The organism is Aneurinibacillus thermoaerophilus, from assembly GCF_900099925.1.
GTDB lineage: Bacteria > Bacillota > Bacilli > Aneurinibacillales > Aneurinibacillaceae > Aneurinibacillus > Aneurinibacillus thermoaerophilus.
The window spans coordinates 1-19,663 of the sequence record NZ_FNDE01000050.1 but is presented as its reverse complement, the minus strand read 5'-3'; the positions used below and the strand labels follow the sequence as shown (position 1 = coordinate 19,663).

18 protein-coding genes and 1 pseudogene are annotated in these 19,663 nt (G+C 46.5%); 1 reads left to right on the top strand and 18 read right to left on the bottom strand.

Annotation, left to right across the window (positions count from 1 at the left end):
* Positions 1-366 precede the first annotated feature (366 nt).
* From lysS to tilS, 18 genes are all read right to left on the bottom strand, one after another.
* Positions 367-1,914: a lysine--tRNA ligase gene (gene lysS / locus BLR88_RS17180; protein WP_082706133.1), complete on the bottom strand. Its 1,548-nt coding sequence runs from the start codon at positions 1,912-1,914 to the stop codon at positions 367-369.
* A 96-nt stretch (positions 1,915-2,010) separates the two neighbouring features.
* On the bottom strand, positions 2,011-2,490 hold the full coding sequence (gene greA, locus BLR88_RS17175; RefSeq protein WP_057897107.1) for a transcription elongation factor GreA: 480 nt from the start codon (positions 2,488-2,490) through the stop codon (positions 2,011-2,013).
* Between the two features lie 181 nt (positions 2,491-2,671).
* Positions 2,672-3,706, bottom strand: coding sequence for a tRNA dihydrouridine synthase DusB (gene dusB, locus BLR88_RS17170; protein WP_057900177.1), 1,035 nt, complete (start codon positions 3,704-3,706; stop codon positions 2,672-2,674).
* 133 nt (positions 3,707-3,839) lie between these two features.
* Positions 3,840-4,376 (bottom strand): 2-amino-4-hydroxy-6-hydroxymethyldihydropteridine diphosphokinase, encoded by a 537-nt coding sequence (gene folK / locus BLR88_RS17165; RefSeq protein ID WP_057897108.1) that lies wholly within the window; start codon positions 4,374-4,376, stop codon positions 3,840-3,842.
* On the bottom strand, positions 4,369-4,743 hold the full coding sequence (folB, locus tag BLR88_RS17160) for a dihydroneopterin aldolase (RefSeq protein ID WP_057897109.1): 375 nt from the start codon (positions 4,741-4,743) through the stop codon (positions 4,369-4,371). The genes folK and folB overlap by 8 nt, the downstream gene beginning before the upstream one ends.
* Positions 4,744-4,749: 6 nt before the next feature.
* Positions 4,750-5,595 carry a dihydropteroate synthase gene (folP, locus tag BLR88_RS17155; protein WP_057897110.1) on the bottom strand — a complete coding sequence of 282 codons (846 nt, stop codon included), beginning with the start codon at positions 5,593-5,595 and terminating at the stop codon, positions 4,750-4,752.
* 62 nt (positions 5,596-5,657) lie between these two features.
* Positions 5,658-6,503, bottom strand: a complete 846-nt coding sequence (gene pabC / locus BLR88_RS17150; RefSeq protein ID WP_057897111.1) for an aminodeoxychorismate lyase — start codon at positions 6,501-6,503, stop codon at positions 5,658-5,660.
* Positions 6,487-7,110, bottom strand: coding sequence for an aminodeoxychorismate/anthranilate synthase component II (gene pabA / locus BLR88_RS17145; protein ID WP_057897112.1), 624 nt, complete (start codon positions 7,108-7,110; stop codon positions 6,487-6,489). The genes pabC and pabA overlap by 17 nt, the downstream gene beginning before the upstream one ends.
* On the bottom strand, positions 7,107-8,525 hold the full coding sequence (locus tag BLR88_RS17140) for an anthranilate synthase component I family protein (protein ID WP_082706215.1): 1,419 nt from the start codon (positions 8,523-8,525) through the stop codon (positions 7,107-7,109). The genes pabA and BLR88_RS17140 overlap by 4 nt, the downstream gene beginning before the upstream one ends.
* 180 nt (positions 8,526-8,705) lie before the next feature.
* Positions 8,706-9,638, bottom strand: a complete 933-nt coding sequence (gene cysK, locus BLR88_RS17135) for a cysteine synthase A (protein WP_057897114.1) — start codon at positions 9,636-9,638, stop codon at positions 8,706-8,708.
* Positions 9,639-9,724: 86 nt separating this feature from the next.
* Positions 9,725-10,600, bottom strand: a complete 876-nt coding sequence (gene hslO, locus BLR88_RS17130) for an Hsp33 family molecular chaperone HslO (protein WP_057897115.1) — start codon at positions 10,598-10,600, stop codon at positions 9,725-9,727.
* Between the two features lie 116 nt (positions 10,601-10,716).
* Positions 10,717-11,484, bottom strand: a complete 768-nt coding sequence (locus BLR88_RS17125; protein ID WP_057897116.1) for a type III pantothenate kinase — start codon at positions 11,482-11,484, stop codon at positions 10,717-10,719.
* 11 nt (positions 11,485-11,495) lie between these two features.
* The gene (gene nadC / locus BLR88_RS17120; RefSeq protein WP_091261384.1) at positions 11,496-12,350 is read right to left on the bottom strand and encodes a carboxylating nicotinate-nucleotide diphosphorylase; all 855 of its coding nucleotides are present in this window, start codon (positions 12,348-12,350) and stop codon (positions 11,496-11,498) included.
* On the bottom strand, positions 12,337-13,962 hold the full coding sequence (gene nadB / locus BLR88_RS17115) for an L-aspartate oxidase (RefSeq protein WP_057897118.1): 1,626 nt from the start codon (positions 13,960-13,962) through the stop codon (positions 12,337-12,339). The genes nadC and nadB overlap by 14 nt, the downstream gene beginning before the upstream one ends.
* Before the next feature lie 33 nt (positions 13,963-13,995).
* The gene (gene nadA / locus BLR88_RS17110; protein ID WP_057897119.1) at positions 13,996-14,943 is read right to left on the bottom strand and encodes a quinolinate synthase NadA; all 948 of its coding nucleotides are present in this window, start codon (positions 14,941-14,943) and stop codon (positions 13,996-13,998) included.
* 236 nt (positions 14,944-15,179) lie between these two features.
* Positions 15,180-17,120, bottom strand: a complete 1,941-nt coding sequence (gene ftsH / locus BLR88_RS17105) for an ATP-dependent zinc metalloprotease FtsH (protein ID WP_057897120.1) — start codon at positions 17,118-17,120, stop codon at positions 15,180-15,182.
* Positions 17,121-17,193: 73 nt separating this feature from the next.
* A complete protein-coding gene (gene hpt, locus BLR88_RS17100) occupies positions 17,194-17,730 on the bottom strand; it encodes a hypoxanthine phosphoribosyltransferase (protein WP_057897121.1) in 537 nt (178 codons plus the stop codon).
* 93 nt (positions 17,731-17,823) lie between these two features.
* Positions 17,824-19,230, bottom strand: coding sequence for a tRNA lysidine(34) synthetase TilS (gene tilS / locus BLR88_RS17095; RefSeq protein WP_082706134.1), 1,407 nt, complete (start codon positions 19,228-19,230; stop codon positions 17,824-17,826).
* Between the two features lie 210 nt (positions 19,231-19,440).
* On the opposite strand from tilS, the pseudogene BLR88_RS20235 reads away from it, so the two are divergent.
* A pseudogene (locus BLR88_RS20235) lies at positions 19,441-19,663 on the top strand (transposase); the annotation flags it as partial.

The following is a 19,663-nucleotide window of genomic DNA, read 5'->3' as shown; positions in this document are numbered from 1 at the left end:
ATCAACTTTGAAGCTGACCTTCACTTTCATGGGATATTTACCTCGCACACAAACGAGTGTCACTGTTCAGTTTTCAAGGAACTTCTTTTTCATTTTCACCGCATTTCAGCGGCGACTTTTTTATTTTATTACAACTAAGATTCCTTGTCAACAACTTTTTTAATTAATTTGTTATGTTTTGCCTATTCATTCATCAAGCAATTTTCTCTACAGAAACGAACCTTTTAAATATATCACGACATTATTTTTTTAGCAATAGAAATTTTATACACATAAATTATTTTACAGCAAAAAATCTGTAATGGTCTTCCTCAAAAAAAACAAAAGCAGGACAGGCAAAAGCCTGTCCTAATCCGTAGCATGCTCTTATACTTCTTCTCCCATTTCCTCACCCATCGTTTCCTCATCTGTGTTTTGTTCTCCAGTTGAACGCTCACGCATCAGCGGGAAAAGCAATACATCGCGGATCGATGGAGAATCTGTCAGCAGCATTACAAGCCGGTCAATTCCGATTCCAAGACCACCTGTTGGCGGCATGCCATACTCAAGAGCCTCTAAGAAGTCTTCATCCATCATATGTGCTTCATCATTTCCTGCTTCCCGTTCACGAAGCTGAGCTTCAAAGCGTTGCCGCTGGTCAATCGGATCGTTCAACTCGGTAAACGCGTTCGCATGCTCACGACCCACGATAAACAGTTCGAAGCGATCCGTAAACCGTGGATCTTCTTCGTTTTTCTTCGCAAGCGGAGAAATTTCAACCGGATGTCCGTACACGAATGTTGGCTGGATTAACGTCTCTTCGACAAACTGCTCAAAGAATTCGTTGACGATATGACCATACTTAGCTCCCGGAGGCACAGGAACATTATGCTTCTTCGCCAATTCAATCGCCTCTTCATCGCTCATCTGCGGCCAGAAATCAACACCGGTTATCTCCTTGATAGCATCAACCATATGGATCCTCTTCCATTGCGGCTGCAAGTCCACTTCATGTCCCTGATAATGGAATACCGTCGTGCCGAATACATCTTTCGCGATATGAGCAATTAAATCTTCCGTTAAGCACATAATATCTTTATAATCAACGTACGCTTCATATAACTCGATCGAAGTAAATTCCGGGTTGTGACGGGTAGAAATTCCCTCGTTACGAAAAATACGTCCGATTTCGTATACTTTCTCCAAACCGCCTACAATTAAACGCTTCAGATGCAGCTCAGTAGCGATACGCATATAAAGGCGCATATCAAGCGCGTTATGATAAGTAATAAAAGGACGCGCAGCTGCACCGCCTGGAATGCTATGCATCGTTGGCGTTTCCACTTCCAGATATCCACGTTCGTCAAGATACCGGCGCATGGACTGCAAAATCAAGCTGCGGGCGATAAATGTATCTTTTACGTTTGGATTCATGATCAAATCCAAGTAACGTTTGCGGTAGCGAGTTTCTACATCTTTCAAACCGTGGAACTTCTCTGGTAAAGGGCGCAGGGATTTGCTCAAAAGCGTAACTTCCTTCGCTTTCACGCTCGTCTCGCCAGTTTTCGTTTTGAAAATAACGCCTTTCACACCCAGAATATCACCAATATCGCAAAGCTTAAACATATCATACATTTTCTCTCCAACCTGATCCTGACGTACATAAATCTGGATGCGGCCGCTTTGATCCTGCAAATGTGCGAAACCTGCTTTTCCCTGACCACGTTTCGCCATCATCCGCCCTGCAATCGACACTTCAATTGCTTTCTCGTCCAGGACTTCTTTTTCCAAATTACCATATTGATCAAGAATTTGTTTAGCAGAATGAGAACGCTCATACTTCTTGCCAAACGGATCAATTCCGTTTTCGCGCAATGTATGCAACTTCTCTCGCCGAATTTGCTCTAGTTCGCTTAATTCTTCGTGTCGGGACATTCCTGCGTTCAACTCCTCGAAACCTTTTACTTTCATCTATAGCCTAAAACCAGCTAAAAGCTCCCACGAAATCGAAGGAGCTTGGCAAACACAACATTAATCGACTTTAATATCAAGAATCTCATAGCGTACAACGCCTGCGGGAACATTTACGTCAACAATGGAGCCTTTGGATTTACCCAACAGCGCCAGCCCCACGGGAGATTCATTAGAAATTTTGTTCTGCGTCGGATCGGATTCCGCGGAACCAACAATTTTAAACTCCATAATTTCATCAAATTCAAGATCTCTTACTTTTACGGTAGAACCGACATTAACAATACCGGTATCCAATTCATCGCCGGAGATTACGCGGGCATTGCGAAGCATTTTTTCAAGCGTAATGATACGCCCTTCAATAAAAGCCTGTTCATTTTTCGCTTCCTCATACTCGGAGTTCTCAGAGAGATCCCCATAGCTGATTGCCTCCTTGATGCGTTGCGCAACTTCACGTCGTTTTACCGTTTTCAATTGTTCCAATTCCTCTTCAAGCTTTTGCAAACCCGCAGCTGTTAGGATTACTTCTTTTTCCGACATCTTGGCATTCCCCCATACTTCTATTCTTTTCCTATAGCTAATGTATCGTAGAGTGTATGATAAAACTGTATTTTTTATGCAAATGGTTGATATATTATGAAACTGCCAGTGAAACACTGGCAGTCCGGTATGCAGATATGAAGGTATTATATGGTAGTCCCCTGCGAATGTCAAATTACATTTAGTGAACTGCTTCTACCTTCTCTTCCTGCTGTTTCGCCGCACGTTCGGCGACTCTCGCCTCAATTCGTTCCAGATAGGATAATAAGACATTCGCCATTCCTTCACGTGTTTCCTGCACGTTGACTTCATCGCGAACCTGCGCCGATGCTGGCAAGCCTTTTAAATACCAAGCTGCATGTTTACGCATCTCCAGCACACCAACTTTTTCACCTTTAACCTTAATGAGACGATCAAGGTGCAGAAGCGCAATATTAATTTTCTCGCGCGGTGTCGGCTCAGGCGGCAGCTCGCCTTTGGTCAAGTATTCCACCGTCCGGTAAAGCATCCACGGATTCCCCAGCGCCGCACGACCAATCATAACACCGTCACAGCCTGTTTCGTCAATCATCCGCTTCGCGTCCTCCGGAGTCATAACATCTCCGTTTCCGATCACCGGAATGCTGACCGCTTCCTTGGCCTGACGGATATAATCCCAGTTTGCCTTGCCCTGATACATCTGCACGCGCGTTCTACCATGTATGGTAATGGCTTTACCTCCACCGCGCTCTACCGCTTTCGCATTTTCTACCACATAAATATGATCTTCGTCCCAGCCGATGCGCATTTTAACCGTTACCGGCTTCGAAACGCTTTCCACGACGGCGGAAACCATCTCTTCTATCTTATTCGGATTTAGCAGCCAACGTGCTCCCGCATCACAGTTTACGATTTTAGGAACTGGGCATCCCATGTTTATATCAATAATATCGGCGTTCGTATGTTTATCGACATACTTGGCCGCTTCTACTAGCGTGTCTTTGTCCCCGCCAAAAATTTGCAGGCTTAACGGCTTTTCCCTCTCATCTACGTACAACATCTCCATCGTCTTCTTATTGCCATGAACAATCCCTTTATCGCTAACCATCTCAGCACATACAAGTCCCGCACCGAACTCTTTGGCAATCAGGCGAAATGCCGGATTGCATACGCCGGCCATGGGGGCAAGCACTACGTTGTTCTTGAGTTCGACATTACCAATTCTAAGGTTAGCCATACTTCCACCTTCCACATATACTTTGTATAAAAAACATAACCCGTTCTCCTACATAGGAAAAAACGCCGTTAATTATTCCACTATTTTATCATAGGCTCATTTGATTTCAACTGTTTTCATCTTTCCAGTTAATTTATATCTTTTTCCAACCGAGCCTTTTCAACTTCCGAACGCCCTCCCTACCCTGCGTATAAGGTTCAACTTCTTTTACTTGAAAAAACCGAATACACTCATCCTGCTTATAAGGAATTTCAATTTCAGGCGCAATTTCGGCAAGCGGAACAATAACGAATGCTCGTTCCAACATGCGCGGGTGAGGGATTTCCAATCCTTTATCCCTTATCCACTGCTTTCCATACAAAAGAATATCGATGTCAAGCGTTCGCGGCCCCCAGCGAATCGTGCGAACACGGCCCAATTCCGCTTCAATCTGCTGCGTGTTTGCCAGGAGTACAGCCGGAGATAATGTTGTTTCGATCTCTACGACAAGGTTTAAAAACGTGTCTTGTTCCGTATACCCGACCGGGTCAGTCTCATATAAGGAAGACACGCACGTAACCTTTATACCTGGTACAGCATCAAGCATACGAATAGCACAAATCAATAACTTTTCTCTGTCGCCAATGTTGGAACCAAGCCCCAGAAAAACCTGTGTTGACTGTCTACTCATTATTTTTCGCCTGTCTGCGTTTAATTTCTATCGCCACAGACTCATAATGTCCGGGAATCGGTGGGTTCGGCTTCGTTACGCGAACAAGAATTTCTTCAATCAGAGGATAGCTGTCAAGAATTTTGGCTGCTAAACGTTCAGCAACAGCCTCCACCAGCTCATACTTTTCTTTCTCAACAACCTGCTGCGTTGTTTGATAAATGTCAGAGTAATTTATGGTATCTTCCAGTTTATCACTGTGTCCCGCTTTTGATAGATCAAGATACAATTCCAAATCGACAAAGAAGCGCTGTCCAAGTTTGTTCTCTTCCTTAAAGGCACCGTGGTAGCCCCAAAACTCCATTCTATTAAACAAAATTTTATCCATAGCTCTTTACTCCTTCCCCTGCTGCCAGCCAAAAAGCATTGCATCCATCATCCGGCATACACGTGCGATTGGTTTTACGTCATGGACGCGGACCATACAACAACCGCGCTCAATACCAAGCGCCACTGTTGCCGCGGTTCCTTCCATGCGCTCCAATACCGGCAAATCGCCAAGCGCACGGCCAATAAATGACTTGCGCGAAGTCCCAAGCAACACAGGATAATTCAGCGCGGTTAATTTGTCCAGATGATACATCATTTCCAAATTTTGTTCGTAATTCTTAGCAAACCCAATGCCAGGATCAAGAATAATTTTGTTATCCTTTACCCCAGCTGCTTTAACTAAGTCAATGCATTCTTCCATATCCCGCAATACGTCATCAATAAACGCAACATAATCTGTATTATCACGGTTATGCATCAAAATCACAGGCACGTCCATTTCAGCCATTACTTCGGGCATGCGCGGATCCGCCTTGCCTCCCCAAACATCGTTGATAATGTGAGCTCCGGCTTCTATCGCCTGACGTGCCACCTGGGCTTTGTATGTATCGATCGACAACGGAACATCAAGTTCACGCGATAACCTTTCAATAACCGGAATCACCCGTTCCAGTTCTTCCTCGGCACTGACTGGATCGTGCCCAGGACGTGTTGATTCCCCCCCTACATCAATAATATCTGCGCCGTCTTCCACCATTTTCCTAGCATGGGCCAGCGCCTTTTCAACCGTTTGATAATGACCACCATCCGAAAAAGAATCCGGTGTTACGTTAAGAATTCCCATGACCAGCGTACGCTGGTGAACAGGCAGTTCATAGCGTCCAGCCTGTATCGGTTGCAATCGCCGCATCTTTTTCCCCTCTCTTCTTTTTCAAAATATCCCGTCACAGTTTTTCTTGATGATTTAGCAAACTAAATAATACGCTGGCGGTACAATTCGAGCAATTGCCTGGTTACCGCCCCTATTGTTCCCTCTCCGATCGTTTTCTCATTTACAGCATGAATCGGAACAATCTCTTGAATCGCGTTCGTAATAAAAACTTCATCAGCAACCATTAAATGCTCAATATAATACCATCCTTCCCGAACAGCAATCCCACATTCTTCGGCCAACTCCATCACAAACTCACGTCTTGTTCCAGGCAGAATCCCGGTTTTTACGTCCGGTGTATAAAGGGTATCTTCCGAAACGAAAAATACATTAGACACAATACCTTCAGCGATACAGCCGCTTTCTGTCAAAAACAGTCCTTCTACGTTCGGATCATTCCCAATTTCCATTTTACCGAAACGATTATTCATGTAATGATGCGATTTAAACCGCCATTCCCCTTCAGGAGAATTGCGCGGACGCGTCAGAATTTGCAACCTTTTCCCCTTTTCATACAAAGACGACGGAAAATCCGGCAGCGGCTTGGCGAAAATAAGCCAGCGCGGCTCATCGTAAATCCCGGCATACGCACCAAGCCCCTTGTCCCCGGCCGTCAAATCTACCCGAACATACGCATTTTCCAAACCATTGGCACTTAACGTCTGCAAAATGGCGAAGCGCAACTCTTCGCGCGTCATTGTGACCACAATTCCCAGCTCTTCTGCTGCCTTTCGCAAACGTTCGTAATGTTTTTCTAAAAGTGCAATATGCCCTCCGTATACCCGCATTGTCTCAAATAAACCAAGACCATAAAGAAAGCCGTGATCAAACGGCGAGATCACAGCTTTTTCAGCGTCTACAATGCGCCCGTCAAGAAAAACTTTCACAGTCGGTCCGCTCCTTTTTATTTTCTATATCTCGCGAGGAAGCGTAGCGCGTCAAAAAATTGCGCAACAGCTGCTTTCCGTGCTCGGTCATAATCGACTCCGGATGAAACTGTACTCCCTCTACTGGCAACCTACGGTGACGAAGCGCCATAATCTCTCCTTCCGCCGTTTCAGCCGTAACTTCTAGACAATTCGGCAACGTCTCCCGCTCCACAATCAGCGAATGGTAGCGAGTCGCTTTGAACGGTGAAGGTAATCCGGCAAAAATTCCTTCCCCATTATGGTATACGTCCGATGTTTTCCCGTGCATAAGACGCTCCGCACGAATGACACGCCCTCCAAAAACTTGGGCGATGGACTGATGGCCTAGGCATACGCCAAAAATCGGGATGCTTCCTGCAAAGCGCTTAATTGCTTCCAAGCTAATACCCGCTTCGTTCGGCGTGCATGGCCCAGGTGAAATCATCAGGTAGGAAGGAGACAATTCCGCAATCTCCTCGCAAGTAATGCGATCATTGCGTACGACCTGCAATTCCTCTCCCAGTTCTCCTAGATACTGAACCAGGTTGTACGTAAACGAATCATAGTTGTCAATCATTAAAATCATGCTCGACTCTCCTCTCTTTTCCTCTTCTCGACTCTTCTTTTCGCTTCTGCCAAAGAAAGCGCCTTCCACAATGCTTCCGCCTTCTTTAATGATTCATAATACTCTGCTTTTGGCACGGAGTCAATCACTATTCCTGCGCCCGCCTGCACGTGCGCCTGCCCATCTTTCAAAATCATCGTACGAATGATGATATTGCAAACCGCATTGCCGTCGAAGCCGAACGCACATATTGAACCGGTATACGGCCCACGCGTAACGGGTTCAAGCTCCTCAATGATTTCCATCGTCCGCACTTTTGGCGCGCCAGTAATCGTCCCACCCGGAAACGCAGCAATAACCGCGTCATACATATCCTTATTCTCGTCCAATTCGCTTTTGACATTAGAAACAATATGCATGACATGCGAATATTTCTCCACTACCATTAGTTCGTCCACATGCACCGAACCAAACCGACTTACACGCCCTAGGTCATTCCGCTCCAAGTCAACAAGCATAATATGCTCAGCAACTTCTTTTTCGTTATCCAGCAATTCGCGGACAAGCGCGGCGTCCTCTTCTGCATTCCGGCCGCGGCGGCGCGTGCCGGCGATTGGACGTGTGCTCAACGTCTTATCCTTAATGCGAAGTAAAAGCTCCGGCGAAGCGGACACAAGCTGAAACTCCGGAAACCGAAGCAAACCCATGTACGGCGAAGGATTGATGGCGCGCAACACTTCGTAAATCTCTTCCGCTCCACATTCCGTCGTCCCTGTTTGCCGAACGGAGAGATTGACCTGAAAAACGTCTCCAGCCGCAATATACTCCTGCACCCGTCTGACTGCTTCTTCAAACCCGGCCTGATCAAACGAAGTAGAAAGGTTACCGAGTGGCGCTCCTTCCAAACCTTCCAGAAGCGCATTCTCTCCCGGGCCGACGGGCAAGTCCGCAAGAACATCCAGCATGCTTTTCAGGCGCTCCGCTCCCTCATCCAAACCGTGAAGTTTCGCTTTCGATCCAATGTAAACTATAACGGTGATTTCCCGCGCTTCATGATCAAATGCATATACTTCCTCCATCATCATAAGATACACATCAGGAAGCCGCAAATCATCTTTTGCTATGCAAGGCAAGTTTTCATAATAGCGGCCCGTATCGTAGCTGATATAACCTACCGCTCCTCCTATCCACTCCGGCAGTCCCACCTGTGCCGTTTCCTCTGCGGCCGGAGAAAACTCATGACCCATCCAGCGCCGCACAAACGTCATCGGATCAGACACAACCGGCGCAAAAGAGGTACCGTTCTCGCTTACCTGCCCGTTTTTATACGCCAGGACCGCAGTCGGATTCGCTCCTACATACGTGTAACGACCATTTCGGCCACTCTCCAAAATAAATGCATATTCGCTGTTCGCACGCAATTGTTTATACAACATCCAAGGACTTTCATTTTCCCATTTTACTTTCCGCCAGAACGGCACTCGCTCGTATCGTTCCAGCCATTCGTTGACCCAATCTTCTGCTCGCTTCACTCGCGTCCCTCCGTCTATTTTCCCTTGCACAAAACAAGCCCTTGCCGCCAAGAGGACAAGAGCTTACGCTTTTTATTATACTCATTACTCATCAAATTGATAAAGAGGGGTACTTAAATATCTTTCACCGTTGCTCGGGATAATGGCGATCACATTCTTGCCCGGCCCCAATTTTTTGGCGACTTTCTTGGCTGCATGAATCGCCGCGCCGGAAGAGATACCGCCAAGAATGCCTTCTTTTCTCGCCACAAGACGGGCCATGGCAAATGCTTCTTCGTTTTCTACTTTAATAATTTCATCATAAATATCCGTATCCAATGTATCTGGAATGAAACCGGCCCCGATCCCCTGGATTTTATGCGGTCCCGGCTTGCCACCGGATAATACAGGTGATGCTGCCGGTTCCACGGCTACGATATGAACGTCAGGGTACTTTTCTCTTAGCACCTGACCGGCTCCGGTAATTGTTCCGCCTGTGCCTACGCCAGAAATAAACGCGTGTACGCCACCGATTTGCTCAGCCTGTTCCAACAGTTCTTTTCCCGTCGTCTCCCGATGGATTTGTGGATTGGCCGGGTTTTTGAACTGCTGAGGCATAAAGTAATCATCGTTTTCACGGACAAGTTCTTCCGCTTTACGGATAGCGCCGCCCATTCCTTCCGCTCCAGGCGTCAATACCAACTCCGCACCATACGCACGGAGCAGATTGCGCCGCTCCATGCTCATCGTATCCGGCATAACAAGCAATGCACGATACCCTTTTGCTGCCGCCACCATCGCTAGGCCGATTCCCGTGTTACCGCTCGTAGGTTCAACAATCGTCATACCTTCTTTTAACACGCCTTCTCTTTCTGCGGCTTCAATCATCGCTAAAGCAATTCGATCCTTCACGCTGCTTCCAGGATTGAAAAACTCTAATTTTAAATAAATATTCGCCTCATCCGCTTCCGTCACTCGATTTAGCTTTACCAAAGGTGTATATCCGATTAAGTCAGTAATAGATTGAGCTACCCGCATCGGAAATCCTCCTCACCGAATTCCTACCAAGTAAATAGGTTTTATTTATATTATACCAATCGAACTATGAAAGCATCAATTGTCCTCTACAGGTTTGCACGAAGATTTTCTAAATCTTCTTTGTTTAAATGGTATTTTTCATTGCAAAAATGACATGTAATCTCCGCTTCACCCTGTTCATTAATCATCGCGTCCAGCTCTTCCTTGCCTAGACTAATAAGTGCTCTCTGTACTCGCTCAAGCGAACAATGACAGCTAAATACGATATCAATCTTATTCAATACCATAAAATCTGCGCCCAGTACTTCTTTCAAAATTTCTTCCGGCGCCATCCCTTCATCAATCATAGTAGAAACGGGGCGGACAACAGCGAGCTTCTGCTCCAGCTTTTCAATAATAGATTCTGGTGTATTAGGCATAAGCTGAATAATAAAACCACCGGATGCTTTAATGGTGTTATTCGGATTTACTAGGACGCCTACACCAACCGCAGATGGTACCTGCTCAGAGACAGTCAGGTAATACGTAATATCTTCGCCGATTTCTCCGGATACAATAGGACTCGTACCCTGATATGGCTCTTTTAAACCTAAATCCTTCGTCACAATAATACTGCCTTCCGTTCCGACCACGCGACGCACATCCAACTTGCCCTGTGCATTTTTCTCATCGTAGTGCACATGCGGGTTGTGAACGTAGCCACGCACTTCACCTCTGGCGTTGGCATCCGCTACAATTTGGCCGACCGGGCCATTCCCACGTACGATAACCGTCAAGCGCTCGTCGCCTTTCAGCATCGCTCCCATCATCGCGGCCGCCGACACCGTGCGCCCAAGCGCTGCACTGACAATCGGCCACGTATCCAGGCGTTTTTGGATTTCTCTCATTGTATCTGTAGTGCGTACTGCAAACGCACGGACATGACCATCATATGCCATTCCTCGGATTAAATAATCTTTCATCTTCTAGCCTCTTTCTTCCTTAAAATAACGGGTTATGCCCGTACTTACAAAAACTAGTTTACCACAATACCCACAGGCCGCAAAAACGAGAAAGGCGGCACAAGCCCGCCTTTCTCCTATTTTTTATTGCGATTATAAATAAGCTGCAAACCTTTGATCGTTAGCCATGGGTCAACAACATCGATCTCGTTCGATTCGCTGCCAATAAGTTCAGCCAACCCACCTGTCGCAATTACTTTTGGCGTCTTCACAGACTCCTGCTTCATTCGACGCACAAGCTCGTCCACCTGGCCAACAAATCCATAGATAATCCCAGACTGCATTGCATGAATCGTATTGCGTCCAATAACGCTCGGCGGCTTAACAAGTTCGATACGCGGCAGCTTGGAGGCACGGCTGTATAGCGCCTCCGTGGAAATGCCGATACCGGGAGCAATCGCTCCACCATGATATCCACCCTCTTCGTCGATAAAGCAAAATGTAGTAGCTGTACCGAAATCAACGACTATTAAAGGAGTGCCGTAGTAATGAATAGCCGCTACCGCATTCACGATTCGATCTGCTCCCACTTCCCGAGGATTATCGGTTTTAATGTTCAAACCTGTTTTCAAACCAGGGCCAATGACCATCGGCTTGATGTTAAAATATTTCTGGCACATTTTCTCCAGCGGGAACATGAGCGGCGGAACTACCGATGAAATAATAATGCCTTCAATATCACCAAACGTAAGACCCTTGTCAGCGAACAAGCTTTTAATTAGTATGCCGAATTCGTCGTCTGTCTTACTCCGGTCAGTGCCGATGCGCCAATTATGCTTTAATTCGTCACCTTCATAAACGCCAAGCACAATGTTCGTATTTCCTACATCAATAACAAATAACATCGTATCCCTGCCTATCGTTTTCTTTCGTTTAAGTCAAGACTAATATCAAGCGCCGAAACGGAATGTGTCAGGCTTCCCACCGAAATGACATCGACGCCGGTTGCTGCAATCTCAGCCACCGTGTCTAAATTGACACCTCCGGAAGCTTCAACAATTATTCGTCCATTAATGCGGCGCACAGCTTCTTTCATCATCTCCGGCTCCATATTATCCAGCATGATAATATCGGGCTTCGCCTTAATCGCCTCTTCCAGCTGCTCCAACGTTTCCACTTCCACCTCAATACGCATGGTATGGGAAACCGCCGCCCGTGCGCGCTCAACTGCTGGGCCAATGCCACCCGCTGCCTTAATATGATTATCTTTAATCATGACTGCGTCGAACAAGCCGAGACGGTGGTTATGTCCACCGCCGACTGCAACCGCATATTTCTCCAGCATACGCAGACCTGGCGTCGTTTTACGTGTGTCAACAATACGAACTTTTTCACTTGCAGTCCGCGCCACTTCCACATACTTCCGGGTAACAGTAGCAATACCCGAGAGGCGCTGCAACAGATTCAGCGCAAGACGTTCTCCGCTCAGAATGCTTTGGACGCGCCCTTCCACTTGCGCAATCACCGCTCCTTTCCCAACAAAAGAGCCTTCCGCTACTTTTGGCGAAAATACAAGCGAGGAATCTACACAAGCAAATACACGGGCCGCCACTTCAAGGCCGGCGATCACTCCTTCCTGTTTTGCATACAGAATGCCGACTCCCTCCAGTTCATCCGGCACGGTCGAAAGGCTGGTCACATCTCCAAACCCGATATCTTCTTCAAGCCACAATTCAATTTGCCTGTCCAGCAATCGCTCATTCATTTTCATTCGTGTTTCGCTCCTCTAAAACCCCATCTTCAATCGACTGTACAATATGTTTGCGCCATACGAGATCATCCCGCTTCGGGAAGTCTTCCCGATAATGTCCTCCCCGACTCTCTTCTCTGAGCAACGCTGCGTTTGCGACCAAACAGGCGCATGTCAACAGATTCAAATATTCTGCTTCTTCCGGTCTGTCTATCTTCATACGAAACGCCTTTACATAACGTTCAAGCTCACGCACTGCCTTCGTTAATCCTTTTTCATTTCGTTTTAGGCCGACATGCGTTAGCATGAGTTTTTGCAAACGAAGCTTACGCTCCATTATCGTATCGCTGCTCATTGTCTGCTGGCGCATTAGTGAAAAAGAAATGGCAGGAACCTCATTTCCAATATCCGGCATCGTTTTTATCCGCTCAGCAATACGCCTTCCAAACACAAGCGCTTCCGCTAGAGAATTGCTCGCCAGACGATTCGCGCCATGCACCCCGGTACAGGACACCTCCCCGCAGGCGAAAAGCCTCTTTGTCGCGGTTTCACCATACAAATCGGTTTTAATTCCCCCCATAATATAATGGGCGGCAGGTGCAACCGGAATCCAATCTGTAACCATATCAAGGCCATAGCGCAAGCAAACTTTGTAAATGTTAGGAAAACGATGCTTGATTCGCTCTTCCGATTCATGGGTAATATCCAAGTAAACAAACGTTGAACCGGTTGATTCCATTTCAGACACTATTGCGCGCGCGACAATGTCCCGGGGCGCCAACTCCTTAAGAGAATGATATTTTTCCATAAAGCGCTCCCCTTTCATATTGCGCAGGACTGCTCCCTCACCTCGCACCGCTTCGGAGATAAGAAAACGAGGAGCGCCTGGATAGCATAAAGCAGTCGGATGAAACTGGATAAATTCCACATCTTTAATATAGGCTCCAGCCCGATATGCTATGGCCAGTCCGTCACCCGTGGCAATTTCCGGGTTGGTGGTATAGCGATAAAGCTGCCCGGCTCCTCCAGTTGCAAGTACCGTTGCGTTCGCTCGTACATATATAGTGCTTCCATCCGGTTTACGCACAAGTGCTCCAGTACATTCGCCCTGATGGGTTACTAAATCATACGTGAAATGATTTTCCCAGATAGTAATCCGTTTGTTTTCCCGCGCACGTTCCGAAAGCGCTCGCACAATTTCCGCGCCTGTGGCGTCGCCCTGTGCGTGAAGGATGCGTCGTCGACTGTGGGCGCCCTCTTTCGTCAGAGCGAGGGCGCCATCTTCCTTATCGAACTTTGTCCCATATTCAATTAAATCCTCAATGCAGGAAGGACCTTCATGAACCAGGACTTCGACGGCCTCGTTCGAACAAATGCCGGCCCCGGCGATTAGCGTGTCCTGCCGGTGCAGTTCCGGCGAATCCGTCTCTGCCGTAACCGCCGCGATACCGCCCTGCGCATAACGAGTGTTGCTCTGCATTAAATCCGTTTTACTGAGCAAAATTACATCACATTGTTCGCTGACTTTCAAAGCAGTATAAAGCCCGGCAATACCCGAGCCTATCACCAAAACATCCGTTTTATACGTTTCAAGTTCGGTTAGCTTAAAATCAATGACATAGCGTGGCACCATCTCGCTTCAATCCTTCTTTCCTGGCTAAGCCGCTTATTGCACGGCTTCAACAGCCAGCATTCGCTCCAAAGACAAGCGTGCTTTCTCTGCGATTTCTTCGGGCACATGAATCTGCGGCTGCATAGTTTCAAGACAATCCGCAATTTTCTTTAGGTTGTTGACCTTCATGTTCGGGCAAACAAGATATTTTGAAGCAAAGATAAACTCTTTATCCGGGCTATCCAGACGCAATTTATAACCTACTCCATCTTCTGTACCCACAATAAACTTCTTGTGATTTGTTTCACGACAATATTTAAGAATACCCGTTGTGCTGCCAACAAAATCCCCAAGCGCCACAACTTCCGGACGGCATTCCGGATGAACAACGAATTGGGCGTCCGGATGCTCTTCTTTTAGCTTTAAAACGTCTTCTACTGTCAACTGGTCATGTGTATTGCAGTATCCTTCCCAGATAATCATTTTCTTATCGGTGAACTGGGAAACCCAATGTCCAAGATTTTTATCCGGCACCCAAATAATTTCCTCTGCATCGATCGATTGGATAACATTCCTCGCGTTCGAAGATGTACAACAAATGTCTGTTTCCGCTTTGACATCGGCCGAAGTATTAATATAAGCCACAACCTTTGCATTTGGGTGCTGGGCTTTCAATTTTCTCAGTCCGTTTACGTTTACCATGTCAGCCATCGGACAGCCTGCGCGCTCATCAGGAATCAGGACAACTTTTTCCATATTAAGGATTTTAGCGCTTTCACCCATGAAATGAACACCGCAAAATACAATCACATCTGCATCCGTTGTTGCCGCTTTCTGCGCAAGCCCGAAAGAATCTCCCAGAAAATCCGCAATTTCCTGAATTTCCGGGCGCTGATAGTAGTGGGCCAGAATAATGGCGTTTCGTTCCTTTTTCAGACGCATAATCTTTTCCCGCAGCTCTTGGTTACGCTGTTCTTTCTTCGCTAAAGCTAACGCTTCCATCAATTTGAGCAACCTCCATGAGAATCCTTAAATGATATGTGCCTTCCGGGCAACTGAATACCTGTATGATACCGTTAAACTGAAAAATTGTACACACCCAAAAGAAATCCAAAAATCAAAAGCGCCCGTAAAAAAGAAATGTATGGCAATGATTTCACAGGTTTGCACCTGATTTTAATAAGACAAATCGATAAAAACAAAAAGCCTTCCCACTTATTGAGAAGGCTTCTCTATTCCTACGTATCAGTTTCGTCTCTTCTTTCTGTGTCAATTCCCGGTGCCTGGGCCATATTTTCCGATTTTCCGGTGATTTGCACCTTTACATCACCAGTCGTCGTTTCTTTTACCTCGCCAACATCACCATCGATGGAGCCAGTTTCAATGATGCTCTTGATTTGCTCTGCATCTAGCGTTTCGTGTTTAAGCAATGCCTGCGCGACCGCTTCCAGCTTATCCATATGCTCCGTTAGCAAATCAGTGCAACGTTGATGGCAATCACGGATAATGTTTTGAATTTCCTGGTCGATTTGACGCGCTGTTTCGTCGCTGTAATTCTGTTCATGACCAAAGTCGCGACCCAGAAACACTTGGCCTTGACTCTGGCCGAACTGCATCGGACCAAGGTTCGCGCTCATGCCGAACTCCATAACCATACGACGTGCGATGTTTGTTGCACGTTCAAAATCGTTGTGTGCACCAGTGCTAATTTCTTTCAGCACTAGTTCTTCCGCTACACGACCGCCAAGCAAACCAACAATTTTATCAAGCAATTCCGTTTTCGTAGCAAAGTACCGGTCTTCCTTAGGAAGCATAACAGTATACCCGCCCGCGCTACCACGCGGAATAATGGTTACCTTGTGAACCATATCGGCATGTTTCAAAAAGTAACCACAAATTGTATGACCAGCTTCATGGTAAGCCACAAGCCTTTTTTCATCTTCGCTAATCACGCGGGATTTCTTCGCCGGACCCGCAATAACACGGTCAATAGCTTCGTCGATTTCAGTCATCTCGATTTTCCGCTTATTGCGCCGCGCTGCAAGCAACGCCGCCTCATTGAGTAAGTTTTCAAGATCCGCGCCCGTAAAGCCAGGTGTGCGACGAGCGATAACATCCAAATCGACGCCTTCCGCTAACGGCTTGTTACGTGCATGGACTTTCAATACTTCTTCTCGTCCCTTCACATCTGGACGATCCACCGTAATCTGGCGGTCAAAACGCCCTGGGCGAAGCAGCGCTGGATCAAGAATATCAGGACGGTTCGTCGCAGCGATGATAATAATTCCTTCATTCGCGCCAAACCCATCCATCTCAACAAGCAGCTGGTTGAGCGTCTGTTCACGCTCATCGTGCCCACCACCGAGACCTGCGCCGCGCTGACGACCAACGGCATCAATCTCGTCAATAAAAATAATACATGGAGCGTTTTTCTTCGCATTTTCAAACAGGTCACGTACGCGGGACGCGCCAACACCGACGAACATTTCCACAAAGTCCGAACCGCTAATGCTAAAGAACGGCACACCTGCTTCACCTGCGACCGCACGAGCCAGCAATGTTTTACCGGTACCCGGAGGACCGACGAGTAGCACACCTTTTGGAATACGGGCTCCAAGTGCCGCAAATTTGCGCGGATCTTTCAGGAATTCCACAACTTCGACCAATTCGGCTTTTTCTTCATCCGCACCGGCTACGTCGTTAAACGTCACCTTCTTCTTATCGTCATTATATAACTTGGCTTTGCTTTTGCCAAAGTTCATAACCCTGCTGCCGCCGCCCTGCGCCTGATTCAGCAGGAAGAAGAACAGGATAAAAATAATAACAAAAGGGATAATCGATGTAAGAAAAGTTAACCAAACAGAGTCACCCTTTTGTTCAAGATACTCTTCTTTAGCCAGATTTGCTTCTTCTATCTGCTGGAGCAACTTCTCATTATCATAAAGAGGCCCGTTTGTATAGAAGATAGTCTGGTCCTTCAACTTACCCTCGATATAATACGTACCCCGTTCAGGACGTATCCGCAACTCAGCCACTTTGCCCTGATTCAGGTACTGTCGGAACTCGTTATACGGGATTTTTGATGTATCCGTACCTTGGTTGGTAATAAAATTAACGATTCCAACCGTTACTAAAATAATTAGCAGATAAAATCCTGTATTGCGGAAGAACCGATTCATTCCTTACCTCCTCTCGCGCTCAAACACCTACATTATTTTACCACATGAAACCCGGCGTTCACAACTTAAGGGCTCAGCTGTACACCTCAGGCTTCAGAATACCGATATAAGGCAGATTCCGGTATTTTTCCGCATAGTCTAGCCCATATCCAACTACAAAAGCATCCGGAATCTCAAACCCGCAATAGTCAGGCTTCAAGTCCACCGTACGACGCGCTGGCTTGTCAAGAAGCGTCACCACTTTCACTGAAGCCGCATTGCGGCGTCGAATAATATCGATCAGATAGCTTAGCGTAAGACCGCTGTCAATGATATCCTCGACAATAATAACATGGCGGCCTTCAACAGACGTATCCAAGTCTTTCATAATACGGACAACTCCTGAAGACTGCGTGGAAGCTCCATAGCTGGATACAGCCATAAAATCCATCTCCAGCGGAATATCCATGCGGCGTACCAAATCTGTCATAAACGGAGCTCCGCCCCGTAAAACACAAATAACGAGCGGGTTCTTTCCTTCGTATTCCTTAGAAAGAATACGTCCCAACTCGCGAACTTTTTCCGCAATTTCTTCTTCTGTAAAAAGCACTTTTTCAATGTCTTTGTCCATGACAAACCTCCTGCTATTCAACACGCCAACAAATTGCCAGCCACTGCCGATTTTCTCCGCAGCATCATAAAAGAACAGTATATGAAAAAGCGACTATTCGAGTACTACATATAGTACAATATCCATTTCCTTTGGAGGCAAATATTTATTCGAACGTTTAACGCCGGGAATCCAAAGAATGTGCTCACCATCCGTCAGCAGAGGAATACGCTCTCGCGCAAGACGAGGAATCTTCATATCAATAAGAATATCCTTTACCTTCTTGCTTCCGCTCATACCCTGAGGCGTCATACGGTCTCCCGCACGTCTTTGCCTTACATATAGCCTTCCCTTAACACCCGCCGGATCAAACACCGCGTACGTCCCTTCCGCCAGGCGTTTCTCCGCTTCCCTGTTTCCGTAAAAACAGCGAATGATCCGATCTACTTCTGGAATGTAAACCTGTCCGGGAATGTCCAAAGAATATATGTAGGGGGGAATGGAAGGTGCTTCTTCGCTCGTTGAGAAAATTACCCTCTGATACTCTCTTCGCACCTGCAAGCTTCCAGGCAAATAAAGGCTGGCTGAAGGATGAGCCTCTTTGATAATTTGCCGTATATTTTCAATATGCGCATACCCTATTTCCTTTACGTCGCTTTTCAGCAGATAACTTAATATTAGTTTAATCATCCTTCTTTGTAAAGCAAGGTGATGCCTAAGAAAATCTTTTTGTCTTATAACTATTGTATTCACGTTTTGCTCTTCTATGATGGAGGCTAGTTTTCCCTCACTTTCACGCTGAAGATAGTCATTCTCTTCCCGTAACACCTCTGCCAAATGAGCGGCAGCGGTAGTCAGATGGGGGTTTTCCTTCTTCATAAGCGGAATCCAGTGCCTGCGAACCCGATTTCGAAAGTATTTATCACTAAGATTGCTTCGATCCTGGCGCGGCATAAGACTGTGTTCCACACAATAACGCTCAATTTGCTCCCGTGTCACCTCAAGCAAAGGTCGAATAATCTCAATCCCCTGTTCAACCCGGCGCAATGGAATTCCCGCCAGCCCTTCGGCTCCCGTTCCTCTTACAAAGCGCATAAGTATTGTTTCCAATTGATCATCGGCATGGTGAGCAGTGGCCAGCTTAGCCCCTCCCATCCGTTCAGCCACTTTCCTTAAGAAACGATAGCGCACCTGTCGGGCTGCCTCCTGTGGATTCAAACCGGTTTCAGCAATCATTCCAGGTACGTCTGCCGCTTCAACAAAACAAGGAACTGATAATTGCTCACATAAGCGTTGTACATATCTGCTATCTTCTTCGGCTTCCTCGCCACGGAATTGATGGTTCAAGTGAGCCGCGACAACTCTCCAGTTATATTGATTCCGCATTTGGGCCAGTGCGTGTAGGAGCGCAGCCGAATCAGGACCGCCTGAGATAGCAACAACAATCTTATCCCCTATTTCTAACAAACTATACGTTTGTATCGTTCTTTGTATTTGCCCAAGCAAAATTTCCACCTTCACTTCATTAGCCAGCAGTCCGGCTTATTTACTTGTACGTAAAATATAGCATTTTGGTTGCAAAAATTTATTTTGTTTTTTACTATGAGCGTTTTGCATAATTTTCGCTCTTAGAGCCGCAAGGCTTTTTTAGTCACAAAAAAGGACTTCACCCCAACTTGTAGAAGAATACAGGTGACCAAACCCATTCCACTAAAGAGGAGGAAGTCCACTGTGTATATTCTACAAGAAACGCTATTTTCCTTTGAAGAATGGCTAAAACTTGAATCAAAAGAGCGATTAGAACTTTTTTCTCTTCTTTGGACTTACGTCCATATGCCAAACAATTAAAAAGTCATACCCCTCAAGGAGCACCAGGATATTGCCGCGAAGCCATTCTACGCGCTTTTCTGGCTGCACCTATGGAAGGCATTACGACATTTACCATGCTGCATCG